General features: G+C 63.8%; 16 protein-coding genes and 1 pseudogene. 16 read left to right on the top strand and 1 reads right to left on the bottom strand.

Annotated elements, in window-relative coordinates; translation table 11 throughout:
- Positions 1-38 precede the first annotated feature (38 nt).
- The 3 genes and pseudogenes from I9018_RS29390 to I9018_RS29380 all read left to right on the top strand — a co-directional run bounded on the left by I9018_RS29390 (position 39) and on the right by I9018_RS29380 (position 2,503).
- Positions 39-1,064, top strand: coding sequence for a phosphotransferase (locus tag I9018_RS29390; RefSeq protein ID WP_241108150.1), 1,026 nt, complete (start codon positions 39-41; stop codon positions 1,062-1,064).
- A pseudogene (gene murU / locus I9018_RS29385) lies at positions 1,061-1,734 on the top strand (N-acetylmuramate alpha-1-phosphate uridylyltransferase MurU). Before I9018_RS29390 ends, murU begins: the two are co-directional and overlap by 4 nt.
- 1 nt (position 1,735) lies before the next feature.
- Positions 1,736-2,503, top strand: a complete 768-nt coding sequence (locus tag I9018_RS29380; RefSeq protein WP_241108149.1) for a TerB family tellurite resistance protein — start codon at positions 1,736-1,738, stop codon at positions 2,501-2,503.
- Between the two features lie 48 nt (positions 2,504-2,551).
- On the opposite strand, the gene I9018_RS29375 is transcribed toward I9018_RS29380, so the two are convergent.
- A complete protein-coding gene (locus tag I9018_RS29375) occupies positions 2,552-3,544 on the bottom strand; it encodes an alpha/beta hydrolase family protein (RefSeq protein WP_241108148.1) in 993 nt (330 codons plus the stop codon).
- A 74-nt stretch (positions 3,545-3,618) separates the two neighbouring features.
- Here I9018_RS29375 and I9018_RS29370 point away from each other — a divergent pair, with 74 nt between their 5' ends.
- The 13 genes from I9018_RS29370 (at position 3,619) to trpC (ending at position 18,363) form a co-directional block, all read left to right on the top strand.
- Positions 3,619-6,018 carry a sensor histidine kinase gene (locus tag I9018_RS29370; protein WP_241108147.1) on the top strand — a complete coding sequence of 800 codons (2,400 nt, stop codon included), beginning with the start codon at positions 3,619-3,621 and terminating at the stop codon, positions 6,016-6,018.
- A gap of 13 nt (positions 6,019-6,031) precedes the next feature.
- Entirely contained in the window at positions 6,032-6,661 is a 630-nt protein-coding gene (locus tag I9018_RS29365; protein WP_068575573.1) for a response regulator transcription factor, read from the top strand.
- A 288-nt stretch (positions 6,662-6,949) separates the two neighbouring features.
- On the top strand, positions 6,950-8,074 hold the full coding sequence (locus I9018_RS29360) for an ABC transporter ATP-binding protein (RefSeq protein WP_068575571.1): 1,125 nt from the start codon (positions 6,950-6,952) through the stop codon (positions 8,072-8,074).
- A gap of 45 nt (positions 8,075-8,119) precedes the next feature.
- Positions 8,120-9,163 (top strand): ABC transporter substrate-binding protein, encoded by a 1,044-nt coding sequence (locus tag I9018_RS29355; RefSeq protein ID WP_022641412.1) that lies wholly within the window; start codon positions 8,120-8,122, stop codon positions 9,161-9,163.
- A gap of 76 nt (positions 9,164-9,239) precedes the next feature.
- On the top strand, positions 9,240-10,487 hold the full coding sequence (locus I9018_RS29350; protein ID WP_241108146.1) for an ABC transporter permease: 1,248 nt from the start codon (positions 9,240-9,242) through the stop codon (positions 10,485-10,487).
- 13 nt (positions 10,488-10,500) lie between these two features.
- Complete coding sequence (locus tag I9018_RS29345) at positions 10,501-11,325, top strand: ABC transporter permease (RefSeq protein ID WP_068575567.1); 825 nt, start codon at positions 10,501-10,503, stop codon at positions 11,323-11,325.
- A 262-nt stretch (positions 11,326-11,587) separates the two neighbouring features.
- Positions 11,588-12,736: an iron-containing alcohol dehydrogenase gene (locus tag I9018_RS29340; protein WP_241108145.1), complete on the top strand. Its 1,149-nt coding sequence runs from the start codon at positions 11,588-11,590 to the stop codon at positions 12,734-12,736.
- A gap of 80 nt (positions 12,737-12,816) precedes the next feature.
- Positions 12,817-13,491 carry a ribulose-phosphate 3-epimerase gene (gene rpe / locus I9018_RS29335; RefSeq protein ID WP_022641405.1) on the top strand — a complete coding sequence of 225 codons (675 nt, stop codon included), beginning with the start codon at positions 12,817-12,819 and terminating at the stop codon, positions 13,489-13,491.
- Entirely contained in the window at positions 13,488-14,306 is an 819-nt protein-coding gene (locus tag I9018_RS29330) for a phosphoglycolate phosphatase (RefSeq protein WP_241108144.1), read from the top strand. The genes rpe and I9018_RS29330 overlap by 4 nt, the downstream gene beginning before the upstream one ends.
- Positions 14,307-14,376: 70 nt before the next feature.
- A complete protein-coding gene (gene trpE, locus I9018_RS29325; protein WP_241108143.1) occupies positions 14,377-15,864 on the top strand; it encodes an anthranilate synthase component I in 1,488 nt (495 codons plus the stop codon).
- Positions 15,865-15,877: 13 nt separating this feature from the next.
- A complete protein-coding gene (locus tag I9018_RS29320) occupies positions 15,878-16,471 on the top strand; it encodes an aminodeoxychorismate/anthranilate synthase component II (RefSeq protein ID WP_068575560.1) in 594 nt (197 codons plus the stop codon).
- Between the two features lie 9 nt (positions 16,472-16,480).
- Positions 16,481-17,530, top strand: a complete 1,050-nt coding sequence (trpD, locus tag I9018_RS29315; protein ID WP_068575558.1) for an anthranilate phosphoribosyltransferase — start codon at positions 16,481-16,483, stop codon at positions 17,528-17,530.
- A complete protein-coding gene (trpC, locus tag I9018_RS29310; protein WP_068575557.1) occupies positions 17,527-18,363 on the top strand; it encodes an indole-3-glycerol phosphate synthase TrpC in 837 nt (278 codons plus the stop codon). Before trpD ends, trpC begins: the two co-directional genes overlap by 4 nt.
- Positions 18,364-18,368 lie beyond the last annotated feature (5 nt).

Genomic DNA, 18,368 nt, shown 5'->3' with positions numbered 1-18,368 from the left:
GACCCGCTTGACGGCTAGGGCCGTCGGAGACCCTTGTAATGCCTGACCAAGATGTACGCTTGCAACACCTGAAAGTTTGGCTCGATGAGCAGTTGGCGATCGTTTATGCAGCACAGGGCTGGGGTGAAGTCCCCCCGGCTACATTGGTCGCGGCCAGCAGCGACGCGAGTTTCCGCCGTTATTTCCGTTGGCAGGGCGCTGACCGCAGCTTTGTGGTGATGGACGCTCCGCCCCCCCAGGAAAACTGCAAGCCCTTCGTCGATATCGCCGGTTTGCTGGCGAGTTCCGGCATCAACGTGCCGAAAATTTATGCACAGGACCTGACGCGCGGGTTCCTTCTGCTCAACGATCTGGGCAACCAGACCTATCTGGATGTGATCGACGAGCACAATGCCGATGGGTTGTTCGAGGATGCATTGCAGGCGTTGCTGGCGTTTCAGCAGTTGCCCATGAGCGCGCCACTGCCCAGCTACGATGTCGCCCTGCTGCGCCGCGAACTGGAGCTGTTCCCCGAATGGTATGTCGGCCGTGAGCTGGGGATTGTCATGGATGAGCAACAGCGCCAGCAGTGGCAACGAGCCAGCGACCTGCTGATCGACAGCGCCCTGGCCCAGCCCAAGGTGCTGGTACACCGTGACTATATGCCGCGCAACCTCATGCTCAGCCAGCCGAACCCAGGGGTGCTGGACTTCCAGGACGCGGTCTACGGCCCGGTCACCTACGACATCACCTGCCTGTTCAAGGATGCATTTCTCAGCTGGCCGGAGCCTCGTGTGCGCGGCTGGCTGGACACCTACTGGAACCAGGCGCGGGGAGCGGGTATCCCGGTCCAGGAAGACTTCGAGGAGTTCCTGCGGGCCAGCGACCTGATGGGGGTGCAGCGTCACCTGAAGGTGATCGGTATTTTCTCGCGGATCTGCCACCGTGACGGCAAGCCCCGCTACCTGGTCGATGTTCCCCGCTTCCTGGCTTATATAGAGGCTGTTCTGGCCCGTCGCCCCGAGCTGGCAGAGTTGGGGCAACTGCTGCGCAGCCTGGAGCAGCCAAGGGGTGCCCAAGCATGAAGGCTATGATCCTGGCCGCTGGAAAGGGCGAGCGCATGCGCCCTTTGACCCTGACCACGCCCAAGCCCTTGCTGCCGGTGGCGGGCGTACCGCTGATTGAGTATCACCTGCGGGCCCTGGCGGCCGCGGGCTTTCGCGAGGTCGTCATCAATCACGCCTGGCTCGGCGAGCAGATCGAGGCGGCTCTTGGCGACGGCCAGCGCTGGGGCTTGAGCATCCGTTACTCGGCCGAAGGCCAGCCGCTGGAGACCGGCGGCGGGATCTTCCAGGCGTTGCCGTTGTTGGGCGAGGAGCCTTTCCTGGTGGTCAATGGCGACATCTGGACCGATTATGACTTCGCCACCCTGCGCCGCCCCCTGGCCGGCCTGGCCCATCTGGTCATGGTGGACAACCCGGCGCATCACCCTACCGGGGGGACTTCTGCCTGGAGAACGGCCTGCTGCACGATGGCCAGCCAGGAGCGGCGACCCTGACCTACAGCGGTATATCGGTACTGCATCCTCAACTGTTCCGGCACTGCGCTGGCGGCGCTTTCAAGCTGGCGCCCCTGCTGCGTGAAGCCATGGCCCAGGGCCAGGTCAGCGGCGAGCACATGCACGGCCAATGGATCGATGTAGGAACCGTCGAGCGCCTGGCGCAGGTCGAAGACCTGCTGCAAGCGGGGCGCTGATATGTGGTGGCCAGGGACTCTGATAGGAGCCGGGGCGGGCTTTGCCATTGCCAGCATTCCGGGGGCCATGCTCGGTGCATTATTGGGGCAGGCGCTGGATCGGCGCCTGCAACTGTACAACTGGGCCCATGTCCGCGAGCGCCTGGGTGGTCGACCGGCGCTGCGCAACGATGAATTGCTGTTCGTGCTGCTTGGGCGCCTGGCGAAAAGCGACGGCCGAGTGGGCGACGGGCATATCCAGCAGGCGCGCCAGGAGATGCGCTCGCTGGAGATGAACGAAGTCGCGCAACGCCGGGCGATTGCTGCATTCAATCGGGGCAAGTCGGGCAATGACCGCCTGCGCGGTTATTTGCGTCGCCTGGGAGAGCAGCCCCATGCCGCCGAAGGCGTGTTGCGCGCTTGCTGGCGCATGGTCTGGGCCGACGGTCGAGTGGGTACGGCGGAGCGCGAACTGATCCAGCTCTGGGGCAAATGGCTGGGTTGGACCAGCGAGCAGATCCAGGCATTGGCCCAGGACTATGGTCCCGCCAGGAGACACCCGGTCGAAAGCGCCATGACTTACCAAGAGGCGCTACGCCTGCTGGGGGTCGCGGCGACCACCGAGCCTGCGCAGATCAAGCGTGCCTACCGGCGGTTGCTCAGCCGCCACCACCCCGACAAGGTCGCCGGCAGCGGTGCTACGCCGGAGCAGGTACGGGAGGCTACGGAGAAGACCCGGGAGCTGCACAGCGCCTATGCGCTGGTACGCCAGCGCCGGGATTTTCGCTGAGGGTCGATGCACCAGGGCCGCTGCCTGTCCGGCAGCGGCCCGGCGTCTTCAGCTCTCGCTGTTTTGTGGGTTGAGCCAGCCACGCACCCGGCGGAACAGCTGTTCTTGCTGAGCGCTGTTGTTGCCAGGCAGGGCCTTGAGGGCAATCTGGCTGAAGTTCGAGTGCTTCAGGCGCTTGCTGGCCTGCAGGCGCTCCAGGGCCGCTTTGCGCGCGGAGGCCTGGTCGACATAGAAAAAGTCGGCGGTGGCCAACTTCAAGGTCTGGGTCAGCTCCACCAGTTGCGGTTTGCCATTGGCCGGTGACTGTGCGGCCACCATCACCAGCTTTTGCACTTGGGATGGTTGTTTTTCGCTCAAGTAGCGAGCGGCCCAGTAGGCACCGGTGCCATGCCCCAGCAGCACGATGCTGCGGGCATTCTGCTGTTCGGCGAAGGCCAGGGCCGCGTCGACCCGGGCGAAGATACGCTCGGCGTCGGCCTTGACCTGCTCCTCGGTGGTTTCGGCGACCGGATGATCGGCCACCTCGGCTTCACCGCCGGCGACTTGCTCGATGGGTTTGGCTTCGGTGCTGGCGTCCTTGGCGGTATTGGCTGTATCGACCGGCGCAGGCGGCGTCGCCTCGACGATCCGTGGCTGGGCTGCTTCGCTTTGCATGTCCGGCAGGGTCAGGCTCAGGCTGCCCCAGTCGGTATCCGGCAACTTGTTGCGCAACGGCGCAATGACTTGCGGCCAGTCCGCGCTTTCGCCGGCCCCGGGAATGATGATCACCACGCCCTTGGGTTCGCTGGTATTGGCCGGTTTCCAGAGTGCCAGGAAGCTGCTGGCGCCAGCCTGCAACTGCTGTTGTTCCTGGGTCGGTAGCTGGCGCTCCAGGGCTGCGGCCTCTTCCAGGCTGCGTTCGGGCAACGGCTGGCGCTGCTCGGGTTGTGGCTCGGTGGGCTTGGCCTGCTCAGCCGGATCGGCGGCTTGTGCAGAAAAGGTCCAAGGCAGGATCAGCGACAGGCACAATGCGGACAGTGCCGAGCGGTGGACAAGGGACATCGGATATTCCAGGCCAGAATTAATTCCGGCAGCCTAATGGGTTGGTCAGTATTTGTCAGGGTGTGAGACTTCGGATGATGCGCTTTCGCTGCCTTTTGCTTATCGGCTGCCTGTGCCTTCCCTTGATAGGCAAGGCCGCACCCGCGCCCCATGGGCCGACCGCGCCGCTTGGCCACGAGCTGCGCCAGTGGCTGGAACAGCACCCCGAGTTGCGTGTCGGCTTGGTGCTGCAAGCGCCTTTCGCCCAATACGACCGGCGCCTGCAGCGGCTGTCCGGGGCCAACGTCGAGCTGATGCAGGCCCTGGCCCGGACCCTGGGCATCGAGCTGAGCTGGCGTAACTTTCCCGACCAGGCCCAGCTGGAACAAGCCCTGCACGATGGCGAGATCGATATGGCCCCGGGCTTGACCCAGACCCCGGCGGGGCTGCGCCTGTGGTTATTCAGCGATCCCTACATGCGCGTCCCGCAGTTGGTGGTGGGGGAGCAGAAGGGTTCCGGTGCGGTGGAGCTGGAAAAACTCGACGCCCAGGCCCGGGTAGCGGTGCGTATGCCCAGTGCAGTGGCTGACTATCTGCGCCTGACCTACCCCAACCTGAATTTGCAGGGCGTGCCCCAGGAGCGCCAGGCGTTGCAGTTGCTGTTCAGCCAGCAGGCCCGCTATGCGGTGGTGGATGAGGCCCAGCTCAGCCGTTTATCGGCACAAGCGGAGTTCGCCGGGTTGACGGTCGTAGGGGATATCGGCCTGCCGCAGTTGCTGCGGGTCGCCACCCGTCGCGACTGGCCGGAGCTGGCCAGCATCGTGCAAATCGCCCTGCGGACGATTCCGGCTAAGGAGCTGGAGCAGGTGCATAACCGTTGGTTGCAGCCCAAGTACTCGCGCCTGGGCGAGTCTCCAGGCAACTGGCGTAGTCTCAGCCTGTTGCTGGCGTTGTGCCTGTTGGCCAGCCTGGCGGTGGTGTTCTGGCAGCGGCGCCAGCAGCGCGGGCTGGAGCAACGGCTATTGGCCGCGCGCGAAGACATTGCCCTGCGTGCGGCCAGTGAAGAGGCGCTGCGCCTGACCCAGTTTTCCATCGACCAGAGCACCGTGGGCATTCTCTGGGTCAATTGGGACAGCCACATACGCTACGCCAACCGCGCCGCCGAGGAGATGCTCGGTTATCCGCCGGGGGCGGTGATCGACCGGCCACTGATCGATTTCGAGCCCAACCTGCACATGGACCGCTGGCTCAATCTCTGGAGGCGTGCCCGGGCCAGCGCGGAGGGTGCTCAGAGTTTCGAGACTCAATGCGTGCGGGCCGACGGCAGCATCCTGCCGACGGATGTGTCCCTGAGCTTCCTGCGTTTTCGCCAGAGCGAGTACCTGGTGGTCTACCTCACCGACGTCACCGAGCGCCGTCGCGCCCTGGCCGCGTTGCGTGAGAGCGAAGCGCGCCTGCAGGGCATTGCGGCCAACGTACCGGGCCTGGTGTTCCGCCTGGAGCGGGCGCCGGTCAGCGGACAGATCGACTTCGCCTACATCAGCGAGGGCAGCCAGACCCTGGTGGGCTATTCGCCTGCGGTGCTGGCCCACCGGGACAAGGGCTTGCGCAGCCTGGTGCACCCGGACGACAAGGCCAGTTACCACCAGACCCAGGACCAGGCCCTGGACACCGACAGTGACTGGTCCTGGCAGGGGCGCATCCTCACCCGCCAGGGCCAGCAGCGCTGGGCCGAGATCAAGGCGATCACCCGGCAACTGGATGACGGCACTTACGTCTGGGACGGCATTGTCTGGGACATCAGCGAGAGCAAGCGCATCGAATTGGAGCTGGCCAGTTCCCGCGAGCAGCTGCGTGAGCTGTCGGCGCACCTGGAGAGCGTGCGGGAAGAGGAAAAGGCCCGCATTGCCAGGGAGGTCCATGACGAGCTGGGGCAGATGCTCACTGTGCTCAAGCTGGAGACCTCCATGTGCGAGCTGGCCTACGCCCAGCTCGACCCTGGACTGAACGAGCGCCTCAACAGCATGAAGCGCCTGATCACCCAACTGTTCCAACTGGTGCGGGACGTGGCCACGGCCTTGCGCCCGCCGATCCTGGATGCCGGCATCGCCTCGGCCATTGAATGGCAGGCCCGGCGTTTCGAGGCGCGCACGCAGATCCCGTGCCTGGTGGACGTGCCGGATAACCTGCCGCGCCTGAGCGACGCCAAGGCCATCGGCCTGTTCCGGATTCTCCAGGAAGCCCTGACCAACGTTATGCGCCATGCCCAGGCGCATACTGTGGAGCTGTCCCTGGTGCTGGACGGACCTCAGTTGTGCATGAGCATCAGCGACGATGGCCTGGGGTTCGATACCAAGGCCACGCGCCCGACCTCCTTTGGCCTGGTGGGCATGCGCGAGCGGGTGCTGATCATGGGCGGTAGCCTGGCGCTGCACAGCGAGCCGGGGGAGGGCACCAGCCTGACCGTCCGTGTGCCCCTGGACCTACAACAATAACGAGGAGAACCGCGTGATTCGTGTACTGGTAGCCGAAGACCACACCATTGTCCGCGAAGGCATCAAGCAACTGATCGGCCTGGCCAAGGACCTGACGGTCGTGGGGGAGGCGAGCAATGGCGAGCAACTGCTGGAGACCCTGCGCCAGGTGCCTTGCGAGGTGGTGCTGCTGGATATCTCCATGCCCGGGGTGAACGGCCTGGAAGCCATCCCACGGATCCGCGCCCTGAGCGATCCGCCGGCGATCCTGGTGCTGTCGATGCATGACGAGGCGCAGATGGCCGCCCGAGCCCTGAAGATCGGCGCCGCCGGCTACGCCACCAAGGACAGTGATCCGTCGTTGCTGCTGACTGCAATCCGCAAGGTCGCCGCCGGTGGGCGCTACATCGATCCGGAACTGGCGGACCGCATGGTCTTCGAGGTCGGCCTCACCGATGCCCGGCCACTGCATTCGCTGTTGTCCGAGCGCGAGTTCTCGGTGTTCGAGCGCTTGGCCCAGGGTGCCAATGTCAATGACATCGCCCAGCAACTGGCCTTGAGCAACAAGACCATCAGCACCCACAAGGCGCGGCTGATGCAAAAGCTCAACGTCACCTCCCTGGCCGAACTGGTGAAGTACGCCATGGAACACAAGCTGCTCTGAGCCAGCTCCCCCGCCACAATGGATACGCCTCGAGCTCGATGGTCCTGGCCAAGGCATTGGCGGGGCATATCCGTTTACGACATCGCCACTTCCCGGCCTTTGCCTGTTCTTGCGGCTTGTTGCTTCAAGCTGGCCTCTGCTCTTGTCTGTTTCCGCCATTCTTGTAGGGCAATCCCTACAGGCGACCTTCCAGGCGGCTGAGGCGAATCTCTCCTACCCCCCGATTTCCGGGCCTTGTGGGCTGCACTAGGCTTGCCCTACAGCCGTCTAAAACAAAAAGGTGCGGGTATGAGCGAGGTCGATTCAAGCGCTGGGGCCAATGATGTTCTGGTCAGCTTTCGTGGTGTGCAAAAGAGCTACGACGGCGAAAACCTGATCGTCAAAGACCTCAACCTGGAAATTCGCAAGGGCGAGTTCCTCACCCTGCTCGGGCCGTCCGGCTCCGGCAAGACCACCAGCCTGATGATGCTGGCCGGTTTCGAGACCCCGACTGCCGGCGAGATCCAGCTGGCCGGACGCTCGATCAACAATGTGCCGCCGCACAAGCGCGATATCGGCATGGTGTTCCAGAACTACGCGCTGTTCCCGCACATGACCGTGGCCGAGAACCTGGCGTTCCCGCTGTCGGTACGGGGCCTGGGCAAGACCGACATCAGCGAGCGGGTCAAGCGCGTGCTGAGCATGGTCCAGCTGGACTCCTTCGCCCAGCGCTATCCGGCGCAGCTGTCCGGTGGCCAGCAGCAGCGGGTGGCCCTGGCCAGGGCCCTGGTGTTCGAGCCGCAGCTGGTGCTGATGGACGAGCCCCTGGGGGCGCTGGACAAACAGCTGCGCGAGCACATGCAGATGGAGATCAAGCACCTGCACCAGCGCCTGGGCGTGACCGTGGTCTACGTGACCCACGACCAGGGCGAAGCCTTGACCATGTCCGACCGGGTGGCGGTGTTCCACCAGGGCGAGATCCAGCAGATCGCCCCGCCGCGGACCCTCTACGAAGAACCGAAGAACACCTTCGTCGCCAACTTCATCGGCGAGAACAACCGCCTCAGCGGCCGCCTGCACAGCCATGACGGCGAGCGCTGCGTGGTGGAGCTGGGGCGTGGCGAGAAAGTCGAGGCATTGGCGGTCAACGTCGGCCAGGTCGGCGGCCCGGTGACCCTGTCCATCCGCCCGGAGCGGGTGAGCCTCAACGGTTCCAGCGAACACTGCGCCAACCGCTTTTCCGGGCGGGTGGCGGAGTTCATCTACCTGGGCGACCACGTCCGGGTACGCCTGGAAGTCTGCGGCAAGAGCGACTTCTTCGTGAAACAGCCGATCGCCGAGCTCGATCCCGCGCTGGCGGTGGGTGACGTGGTACCGCTTGGCTGGCAAGTCGAGCACGTTCGTGCGCTCGACCCGCTTCTAGAGGCGAATTGATCGCCCCCCCTGCAACACCAACCTGCACGTGGAGAACACAATAAAATGCTGAGATCCCTGAAACTCACAGCCCTGACGCTGGGCATGCTGGGGGCGGCGCACGCCCTGGCGGCGGGACCGGACCTGACCGTGGTGTCCTTTGGTGGGGCGAACAAGGCGGCCCAGGTCAAAGCCTTCTACGCTCCGTGGGAAGCGGCGGGCAACGGCAAGATCGTCGCCGGCGAATACAACGGCGAGATGGCCAAGGTCAAGGCCATGGTCGACACCAAGAGCGTGTCCTGGGACCTGGTGGAAGTGGAGTCCCCCGAGTTGTCCCGCGGTTGCGACGAAGACCTGTTCGAACCCCTCGACCCGGCGCTGTTCGGCAAGGGCGAAGACTACGTCAAGGGCGCCATCCAGCCGTGTGGCGTGGGCTTCTTCGTCTGGTCCACGGTGCTGGCCTACAACGCCGACAAGCTCAAGGCGCCGCCAGGCAGCTGGGCTGACTTCTGGGACACCCAGAAATTCCCGGGCAAGCGCGGCCTGCGCAAGGGGGCCAAGTACACCCTGGAATTCGCCCTGATGGCCGACGGCGTCGCGCCCAAGGACGTGTACAAGGTGCTGGCCAGCAAGGATGGCCAGGACCGTGCCTTCAAGAAGCTCGATGAGCTCAAGCCCAACATCCAGTGGTGGGAAGCCGGCGCCCAGCCACCGCAGTACCTGGCTTCGGGCGACGTGGTCATGAGCTCGGCCTACAACGGCCGGATCGCCGCGGTGCAGAAGGAAAGCAACCTGAAGGTGGTGTGGAACGGCGGCATCTACGACTTCGATGCCTGGGCCATCCCCAAGGGCCTGGACAAGACCCGTGCCGAAGCGGCGAAGAAGTTCATCGCCTACTCGGTGCAGCCGCAGCAGCAGAAGACCTATTCGGAAAACATCGCCTATGGCCCGGCCAACACCCAGGCCGTGCCGCTGCTGGCCAAGGACATCCTCAAGGATATGCCGACCACTCCGGAGAACATCGCCAACCAGGTGCAGATCGACGTCAGCTTCTGGGCTGACAACGGCGAGCAGCTGGAACAGCGCTTCAACGCCTGGGCGGCCAAGTAACCATCGCTAGTGGCAGGGGCGGGCTGGCCCGCTCCTGTCGGTGGTGTATTCGAAAGATCGATTCGCGGAGTTTGTCATGACCATCACCGTTTCCCTGGACGCGGTCGCCGGCCCGACCCTCAAGCAGCGACTGGCCCGTGCCGAGCGGGTCAACCGCTGGAAGGCCCAGGCCCTGATCGCGCCGCTGGTGCTGTTCCTGCTGCTGGTGTTCCTGGTACCGATCGTGGCGCTGCTGTACAAGAGCGTCGGCAACCCGGAAGTGGTCGGCGGCATGCCGCGCACGGTGGTGGCCGTGAATGCCTGGGACGGCCGCGGCCTGCCCGGCGAGGCCGCCTACAAGGCCTTGAGCGAAGACCTGGCCGAGGCTCGCAAGAACCAGGGCCTGGGCGACCTGTCCAAGCGCCTGAACATGGAACTGGCCGGCTATCGCAGCCTGCTGACCAAGACCGCCCGCGCCTTGCCGTTCAAGGCCGAGCCCGAATCCTACAAAGAAGCCATGGAGGGCGTGGACGAGCGTTGGGGCGACCCGGCCTACTGGCAGGCGATCCGGCGCAATACCAGCAGCCTGACTCCCTACTATCTGCTGGCGGCGCTGGACCACCGGATCGACGACCTGGGCGAACTGGCCCCGGCGACCCCGGACCAGGCCATCTACCTGGACATCTTCGCCCGGACCTTCTGGATGGGCCTGGTGATCACCGCCATCTGCCTGGTGCTGGCCTATCCCCTGGCGTACCTGCTGGCCAATTTGCCGGCGCGCAAGAGCAACCTGCTGATGATCCTGGTTTTGCTGCCGTTCTGGACTTCGATCCTGGTGCGGGTAGCGGCCTGGATCGTGCTCCTGCAATCCGGCGGCCTGATCAACAGCGCCTTGCTGGCCATGGGCGTGATCGACAAGCCCCTGGAGCTGGTGTTCAACCGCACCGGGGTCTACATCTCCATGGTGCACATCCTGCTGCCGTTCATGATCCTGCCGATCTACAGCGTGATGAAGAGCATCTCGCCGACCTACATGCGCGCGGCGATCTCCCTGGGCTGCCATCCGTTCGCCAGCTTCTGGCGGGTGTACTTCCCGCAAACCTATGCCGGGGTCGGCGCCGGTTGCCTGCTGGTGTTCATCCTGGCCATCGGCTACTACATCACCCCGGCCCTGCTGGGCAGCCCGAACGACCAGATGGTCAGCTACTTCGTGGCCTTCTACACCAACACCAGCATCAACTGGGGCATGGCCACCGCCCTGGGCGGCCTGCTGTTGCTGGCGACCATCGTGCTGTACCTGATCTACAGCTGGCTGGTGGGCGCCAGTCGCTTGCGCCTGAGCTAAGGAGAGAATCGAAATGCTGAGCCCCTACATGTCGCCCGTCGAGCGGGTCTGGTTCTACAGCTTGCGGATCCTCTGCGGCTTGATCCTGTTGTTCCTGGTGCTGCCGGTGCTGGTGATCATCCCGTTGTCGTTCAACTCGGGCAGCTTCCTGGTGTATCCGCTGCAGGGCTTCTCGCTGCACTGGTACCAGGACTTCTTCGCCTCCGCCGAATGGATGCGCGCCCTGAAGAACAGCATCATCGTGGCCCCGGCGGCCACTGTGCTGGCCATGGTCTTCGGCACCCTGGCGGCCATCGGCCTGACCCGCGGCGATTTTCCCGGCAAGTCGCTGGTCATGGCCCTGGTGATCTCGCCGATGGTGGTGCCGGTGGTGATCATCGGGGTCGCCAGCTACCTGTTCTTCGCCCCGCTGGGCATGGGCAACAGCTTCTTGTCGCTGATCATCGTGCACGCGGTGCTCGGGGTGCCGTTCGTGATCATCACCGTCTCGGCGACCTTGCAGGGCTTCAACCACAACCTGGTGCGGGCGGCAGCCAGCCTGGGCGCCTCGCCGCTGACCACTTTCCGCCGGGTGACCCTGCCGTTGATCGCCCCGGGGGTGATCAGTGGCGCGTTGTTCGCCTTCGCCACCTCGTTCGATGAAGTGGTGGTGACCCTGTTCCTCGCCGGCCCCGAGCAGGCGACGCTGCCCCGGCAGATGTTCAGTGGTATTCGCGAGAACCTCAGCCCCACCATCGCCGCCGCGGCCACGCTGCTGATCGCCTTCTCGGTGATCCTGCTGCTGACCCTGGAGTGGCTGCGTGGGCGCAGCGAAAAACTGCGTACGGCCCAGGTTTGAGTCCTGGGCCGAGCGATAACCTGATCTGCGGCAAGGGTCTGGTTGCCGCCGAAAACCACAATGGCTCCATCCAAGGACCTGGATTGCCTGATGCCTGCAAGGGCGCGGGGCATTCCAGCCCGACCATGGTGAGGGCTCGTGCCGTAGCGAGGAACCACCGGCTTTCCCTGTCGTGATGCCGATCGGGCATCACGGCGACCCGGTTTTGCAATCCCCAGCTACGCTTGTGCCAGCTTTCATCTTTATATAAGAGGCTGCGCACATGAGTATTTCCTCTTTCAAGATTGCCCATAAGCTGCTCACCGGCAGTACCGCCATTGAACAGTTGGGCGCCGAACTGACCCGCCTGGATGTGGATAACCCCTTGATCGTCACCGATGCCATCCTGCTTGAGTCCGGCACGGTGGGGATGGCGCTGGCGCACCTGGGAGGGCGTGACTACGAGATTTTCGACCGGGTGCGGCCTGATCCGGAAATCGCCATCGTCGAGGACTGCATGCAGGTCTATCGCGAAGGGGGACATGACGGCCTGGTCGGCCTGGGGGGCGGTAGCGCCATCGATATCGCCAAGAGTGTTGCGGCCTATGCCGGGTATCACGGCGCCTTGCAGGATCTGTTCGGGGTCGACCAGGTGCCACGCAAGGGGCCGCCGCTGATCGCCATTCCCACCACGGCCGGCACCGGCTCGGAGGTGACCAACGTGGCGATCCTCTCGGACAAGGCCGCGCAGTTGAAAAAGGGCATCGTCAGTGACTATCTGCTGCCGGACGTGGCCCTGGTCAGCCCGCAGATGACCCTGACCTGCCCGCGCAGCGTGACCGCAGCCAGTGGTGTCGATGCCCTGGTGCATGCCGTCGAGGCATACCTTTCACTCAATGCTTCGTCGATCACCGACTCCCTGGCCATCGGCGCCATTCGCTTGATCGCCAAGGCCCTGCCCAAGGCTTTTGCCAATCCTTCCAACCTGCAGGCTCGGGAAGACATGGCGACCGCCAGCTTGATGGCCGGCATGGCCTTCGGAAATGCCGGAGTGGGCGCGGTGCATGCCCTGGCCTATCCCCTGGGCGGGCGTTTTCACGTGTCCCATGGGGTCAGCAACGCCTTGCTGCTGCCCTATGTCATGACCTGGAACAAGGTGGCTTGTGTCGAGCGCATGCAGGATATCGCCGCAGCCATGGGGGTGCGTACGGCGCGCTTGAGTGCCAACGAGGCGGCTGACCGGGCGGTGGAGGCGATGAGTGCCCTGTGTGCCGCGGTGGAGATACCCAGGGGCTTGCGTAGTTTCGGCGTGCCCGAGGAGGCACTTGCGAGCATGGCCCAGGAGGCCGCGGGTATCGAGCGGCTGATGCGCAATAACCCGCGCAAGCTGAGTCCCGCCGATATCGAGCAGATCTATCGGGCGGCCTACTGATCATCGAGGTTACGGTGTGCGCTCCAAAGCATGAGGTATACAATGCGCGCCATCGTGATTCTGCTCAACAAAGGTGCGTCATGCAGCCCTTCGCTATTGCTCCGTCGATTCTTTCCGCCGACTTCGCCCGCCTGGGCGAGGAAGTGGACAATGTCCTGGCCGCCGGGGCCGATATCGTCCACTTCGATGTCATGGACAACCATTATGTGCCGAACCTGACCATCGGCCCGATGGTCTGCGCGGCATTGCGCAAGTACGGGATCACCGCCCCTATCGATGCGCACCTGATGGTGAGTCCGGTGGATCGCATCATTGGCGACTTCATCGAGGCGGGCGCCACCTACATTACCTTCCACCCGGAGGCCACGCTGCATGTGGATCGCTCCCTGCAAATGATCCGCGAAGGCGGTTGCAAGGCCGGCCTGGTGTTCAACCCGGCGACTCCGCTGGATGTACTCAAGTATGTGATGGACAAGGTCGACATGGTCTTGCTGATGAGCGTGAACCCGGGCTTTGGCGGGCAGAAGTTCATCCCTGGCACCCTGGACAAGCTGCGTGAAGCGCGAGCGCTGATCGATGCCTCCGGTCGGGATATCCGCCTGGAAATCGACGGCGGCGTGAATGTCGGCAACATCCGCGAGATCGCCGCAGCCGGCGCGGACACCTTCGTCGCCGGTTCGGCGATCTTCAATGCGCCCAACTACCAGGAAGTGATCGAGAAAATGCGCGCCGAGCTGGCGCTGGCTCGATCATGAGTGCATTCGAGCAGCTGTTCTGCGGGAACCTGCCACGGCTGGTGATGTTCGACCTGGATGGCACCCTGGTCGACTCGGTGCCTGACCTGGCTGCCGCCGTGGATCAGATGCTGCTCAAGCTGGGGCGGCCTGCGGCGGGAGTCGAGGCCGTGCGCAACTGGGTCGGCAACGGTGCTCCGATGCTGGTCCGCCGGGCCTTGGCCAATAGCCTGGACCCCCAGGGGATCGATGATGCTGAGGCCGAGCATGCCCTGGAGCTGTTCAATGCGGCTTATGAGGGGAGCCACGAGCTGACGGTGGTCTATCCCGGTGCCCGGGAAACCCTCAAGTGGCTGTACAAGCAAGGGGTCGAGCTGGCGCTGATCACCAACAAGCCGGAGCGCTTCGTCGCGCCCTTGCTGGATCAGATGCGCATCGGTCGCTATTTCCGCTGGATCATCGGCGGCGATACGCTGCCACAGAAGAAGCCCGACCCGGCGGCGCTGTTTTTCGTCATGAAAATGGCCAGTATTCCGGCTTCGCAATCGCTGTTCGTCGGCGACTCGCGCAGTGATGTATTGGCGGCCAAGGCGGCTGGGGTCAAGTGTGTGGCTCTGAGCTACGGCTACAACCACGGGCGGCCGATCGCCGAGGAGTCGCCGGCTCTGGTGATCGACGATCTGCGGGCGCTGATCCCCGGTTGCTTAGAACCTGCCGCTGAGATAACGTTGCCCGACGCTGTTCCATCCCCTTCTGGAAATTCCATCGTGGTGGTCACTCGCAAACTCTGGATGAAAGTCATCAAGGCCTTGGCCCGTTGGCGTTGGCGCGCCTGATTTTTGTCTGGCCGGCCCTGCCGGCACGTTTGCATACCTGACTGTTAGACCCTCAGCCACGAGGCATCCCATGATTCGCGAAGAATTCCTGCGCCTGGCAGCAGCCGGCTACAACCGTATCCCGCTGGCCTGCGAAACCCTTGCCGACTTCGACACCCCGTTGTCGATCTACCTGAAACTGGCCGACCAGCCCAACTCCTATCTCCTGGAGTCGGTGCAGGGGGGCGAGAAATGGGGGCGTTATTCGATTATCGGCCTGCCGTGCCGCACCGTGCTGCGGGTGCACGGCTACCGGATCAGCGTGACCCATGATGGCGTCGAGATCGAAAGCCGCGAAGTAGCTGATCCGCTGGCCTTCGTCGAAGAATTCAAGGCGCGCTACAACGTACCGACCATCGCCGGCCTGCCACGCTTCAATGGCGGCCTGGTGGGGTATTTCGGTTATGACTGTGTGCGCTATGTGGAGCCGCGCCTGGGCCAGTGCCCGAACCCTGATCCGCTTGGCGTGCCGGATATCCTGCTGATGGTCTCCGACGCCGTGGTGGTGTTCGACAACCTCGCGGGCAAGATGCACACGATCGTGCTGGCCGACCCGAGCCAGGGCGATGCCTTTGAGTCTGGCCAGGCACGCCTGCAAGAACTGCTCGAGCAGCTGCGCCAGCCAATCGCGCCGCGCCGTGGGCTGGACCTGGACCGACCGCCTGCCGGCGAACCGGTGTTTCGCTCCAGTTTCACCCAGGACGACTACGAGCGTGCGGTGGAGACCATCAAGGAATACATCCTGGCTGGTGACTGCATGCAGGTGGTGCCCTCCCAGCGCATGTCCATCGACTTCACCGCCGCGCCCATCGACCTGTACCGGGCCCTGCGCTGCTTCAACCCGACGCCGTACATGTATTTCTTCAACTTCGGCGACTTCCACGTTGTGGGCAGTTCGCCGGAGGTACTGGTCAGGGTCGAGGACAACCTGATCACCGTGCGCCCGATCGCCGGTACTCGCCCGCGGGGTGCTACCGAAGAAGCCGACCAGGCCCTGGAGCAGGATCTGCTGTCGGATGCCAAGGAAATCGCCGAGCACCTGATGCTGATCGACCTGGGCCGCAATGACACCGGGCGGGTCTCCGAGATCGGTTCGGTGAAACTCACCGAGAAGATGGTCATCGAGCGTTATTCCAACGTGATGCACATCGTCTCCAACGTCACCGGCCAAATGAAGGAAGGCCTGACGGCGATGGACGCACTACGGGCGATCCTGCCGGCGGGCACTCTGTCCGGCGCGCCGAAGATCCGCGCCATGGAAATCATCGATGAGCTGGAACCGGTCAAGCGCGGGGTCTACGGCGGTGCCGTGGGTTACTTTGCCTGGAACGGCAACATGGACACCGCCATCGCCATCCGTACGGCAGTGATCAAGGATGGCGAGCTGCATGTGCAGGCCGGTGGCGGCATCGTCGCCGACTCGGTACCGACCCTGGAGTGGGAAGAGACGCTGAACAAGCGTCGAGCAATGTTCCGTGCCGTGGCACTGGCTGAACAATCCCCCGCATCCAAGGCTTGAGGAGTTTCCACTTATGTTGCTGATGATCGATAACTACGACTCCTTTACCTACAACGTCGTGCAGTACCTGGGCGAGCTGGGAGCCGAGGTGAAGGTGGTGCGCAATGATGAGCTGACCGTGGCCGAGATCGAAGCGCTCAAGCCCGAGCGCATCGTGGTTTCGCCTGGCCCTTGCACGCCGACCGAGGCTGGCGTTTCCCTCGAGGCGATCAAGTATTTCGCCGGCAAGCTGCCGATCCTGGGCGTTTGCCTGGGCCACCAGTCCATCGGCCAGGCCTTCGGTGGCCAGGTGGTGCGGGCCCGGCAAGTGATGCATGGCAAGACCAGCCCGGTATTCCATCGCGACCTGGGCGTGTTCGGTGGCCTGAACATGCCGTTGACCGTGACTCGCTACCATTCCCTGGTGGTCAAGCGCGAGACCTTGCCCGAGTGCCTTGAAGTCACTGCCTGGACCCAGCTGGAAGATGGTTCGGTCGACGAAATCATGGGCCTGCGCCACAAGACACTGAATATCGAGGGTGTGCAATTCCACCCTGAATCTATCCTCACCGAGCAGGGCCACGAGCTGTTCGCCAACTTCCTCAAACAGAGCGGCGGCACGCGCTAAGGACTTTTCATGGATATCAAGACTGCCCTGAGCCGTATCGTCGGCCACCTGGACCTGAGTACTGATGAGATGCGCGATGTCATGCGCCAGATCATGACCGGTCAATGCACCGATGCACAGATCGGCGCTTTCATGATGGCCATGCGCATGAAGAGCGAAAGCATCGACGAGATCGTCGGTGCCGTATCGGTGATGCGCGAACTGGCCGACAAGGTTGAGCTCAAGACCCTCGACGGTGTGGTGGATGTGGTCGGTACCGGTGGCGACGGTGCCAACATCTTCAACGTCTCCACCGCTTCTGCCTTCGTGGTGTCGGCCGCGGGCTGCACCGTGGCCAAGCACGGCAACCGCGCCGTATCTGGCAAGAGTGGCAGCGCCGACTTGCTGGAGTCGGCCGGGGTCTATTTGAACCTGACGCCCGTGCAGGTGGCACGCTGCATCGATAACGTCGGCATCGGCTTCATGTTCGCCCAATCCCACCATGGCGCCATGAAGTATGCCGCCGGCCCGCGCCGGGACCTGGGCCTGCGCACGCTGTTCAACATGCTCGGCCCGCTTACGAATCCGGCCGGTGTGAAGCACCAGGTGGTGGGCGTGTTCACCCAAGCCCTGTGCCGGCCGTTGGCCGAAGTGTTGCAGCGCATGGGCAGCAAGCATGTACTGGTGGTGCATTCCCAGGATGGCCTGGATGAGTTCAGCCTGGCGGCGCCGACTTATGTCGCGGAGCTGAAAAACGACCAGATCACCGAGTATTGGGTGCAGCCGGAAGACCTGGGCATCAAGAGCCAGAGCCTGTTCGGCCTGGTGGTGGAAAGCCCGGCGGCGTCCCTGGAGCTGATTCGTGATGCCCTGGGGCGGCGCAAGACCGAGCATGGCCAGAAGGCCGCTGAAATGATCGTACTCAATGCCGGCGCCGCCCTGTATGCGGCGGACCATGCCAGTAGCCTCAAAGAAGGGGTCGCCCTGGCCCACGACGCTTTGCACACCGGCCTGGCCCGGGAAAAGCTCGAGGAACTGGGCGCCTTTACCGCGGTGTTCAAGCAGGAGAATGAAGGATGAGTGTGCCGACAGTTCTGGAAAAGATCCTCGCCCGCAAGGTCGAGGAGGTTGCCGAGCGCAGCGCGCGCACTACCCTGGCCGAACTGGAGAGCCTGGCGCGGGCGGCCGATGCCCCGCGAGGTTTTGCCAGGGCCCTGCAAGAGCAGGCCAGGCTCAAGCACCCTGCGGTGATCGCCGAGATCAAGAAAGCCTCGCCGAGCAAGGGCGTGATCCGTGAGGACTTCGTTCCCGCCGAGATTGCCAGGAGCTACGAGAAGGGCGGCGCCACCTGTTTGTCGGTGCTTACCGATGTGGACTACTTCCAGGGCGCTGATAGCTATCTGCAGCAGGCTCGGGCGGCATGCAAGCTGCCGGTGATCCGCAAGGACTTCATGATCGATCCGTACCAGATCGTCGAGGCCCGGGCGCTGGGTGCCGACTGCGTGCTGCTGATCGTTGCTGCGCTGGACGATGTGCGGATGGCGGAGCTGGCGGCGGTAGCCAAGGGCGTTGGCCTGGACGTACTGGTGGAAGTACATGACGGCGATGAGCTGGAACGGGCCTTGAAGACCCTGGATACGCCGCTGGTCGGGATCAACAACCGCAACTTGCACACCTTCGATGTCGATCTGGAAACCACTCTCGACCTGCTGCCGCGGATTCCTCGCGACCGCTTGGTGATCACCGAGAGCGGTATTCTCAACCGGGCCGATGTCGAGCTGATGGAAATCAGCGATGTCTATTCGTTCCTGGTCGGCGAAGCCTTCATGCGTGCCGAGAACCCGGGTACTGAGTTGCAGCGCCTGTTTTTCCCGGAGCGTGGTTTGCCGGTCACGGGGTCGACCCTGGACTGAAACTG

Origin of the sequence: Pseudomonas sp. MPFS, assembly GCF_022537035.1 — a bacterium.
Classification (GTDB): domain Bacteria; phylum Pseudomonadota; class Gammaproteobacteria; order Pseudomonadales; family Pseudomonadaceae; genus Aquipseudomonas; species Aquipseudomonas sessilinigenes.
Note: the sequence above shows the minus strand (reverse complement) of the source record. Positions and strands in the feature narration are given on the sequence as shown.

Bases quoted from the DNA above. Each gene is read 5' to 3' on its own strand.
- I9018_RS29390 (WP_241108150.1), top strand. From the start codon at position 39: ATGCCTGACCAAGATGTACGCTTGCAACACCTGAAAGTTTGGCTCGAT.
- trpE (WP_241108143.1), top strand. From the start codon at position 14,377: ATGATTCGCGAAGAATTCCTGCGCCTGGCAGCAGCCGGCTACAACCGT.
- I9018_RS29380 (WP_241108149.1), top strand. From the start codon at position 1,736: ATGTGGTGGCCAGGGACTCTGATAGGAGCCGGGGCGGGCTTTGCCATT.
- I9018_RS29355 (WP_022641412.1), top strand. From the start codon at position 8,120: ATGCTGAGATCCCTGAAACTCACAGCCCTGACGCTGGGCATGCTGGGG.
- I9018_RS29370 (WP_241108147.1), top strand. From the start codon at position 3,619: ATGATGCGCTTTCGCTGCCTTTTGCTTATCGGCTGCCTGTGCCTTCCC.
- I9018_RS29330 (WP_241108144.1), top strand. From the start codon at position 13,488: ATGAGTGCATTCGAGCAGCTGTTCTGCGGGAACCTGCCACGGCTGGTG.
- I9018_RS29320 (WP_068575560.1), top strand. From the start codon at position 15,878: ATGTTGCTGATGATCGATAACTACGACTCCTTTACCTACAACGTCGTG.
- rpe (WP_022641405.1), top strand. From the start codon at position 12,817: ATGCAGCCCTTCGCTATTGCTCCGTCGATTCTTTCCGCCGACTTCGCC.
- I9018_RS29345 (WP_068575567.1), top strand. From the start codon at position 10,501: ATGCTGAGCCCCTACATGTCGCCCGTCGAGCGGGTCTGGTTCTACAGC.
- I9018_RS29350 (WP_241108146.1), top strand. From the start codon at position 9,240: ATGACCATCACCGTTTCCCTGGACGCGGTCGCCGGCCCGACCCTCAAG.
- trpC (WP_068575557.1), top strand. From the start codon at position 17,527: ATGAGTGTGCCGACAGTTCTGGAAAAGATCCTCGCCCGCAAGGTCGAG.
- I9018_RS29375 (WP_241108148.1), bottom strand. From the start codon at position 3,544: ATGTCCCTTGTCCACCGCTCGGCACTGTCCGCATTGTGCCTGTCGCTG.
- trpD (WP_068575558.1), top strand. From the start codon at position 16,481: ATGGATATCAAGACTGCCCTGAGCCGTATCGTCGGCCACCTGGACCTG.
- I9018_RS29360 (WP_068575571.1), top strand. From the start codon at position 6,950: ATGAGCGAGGTCGATTCAAGCGCTGGGGCCAATGATGTTCTGGTCAGC.
- I9018_RS29340 (WP_241108145.1), top strand. From the start codon at position 11,588: ATGAGTATTTCCTCTTTCAAGATTGCCCATAAGCTGCTCACCGGCAGT.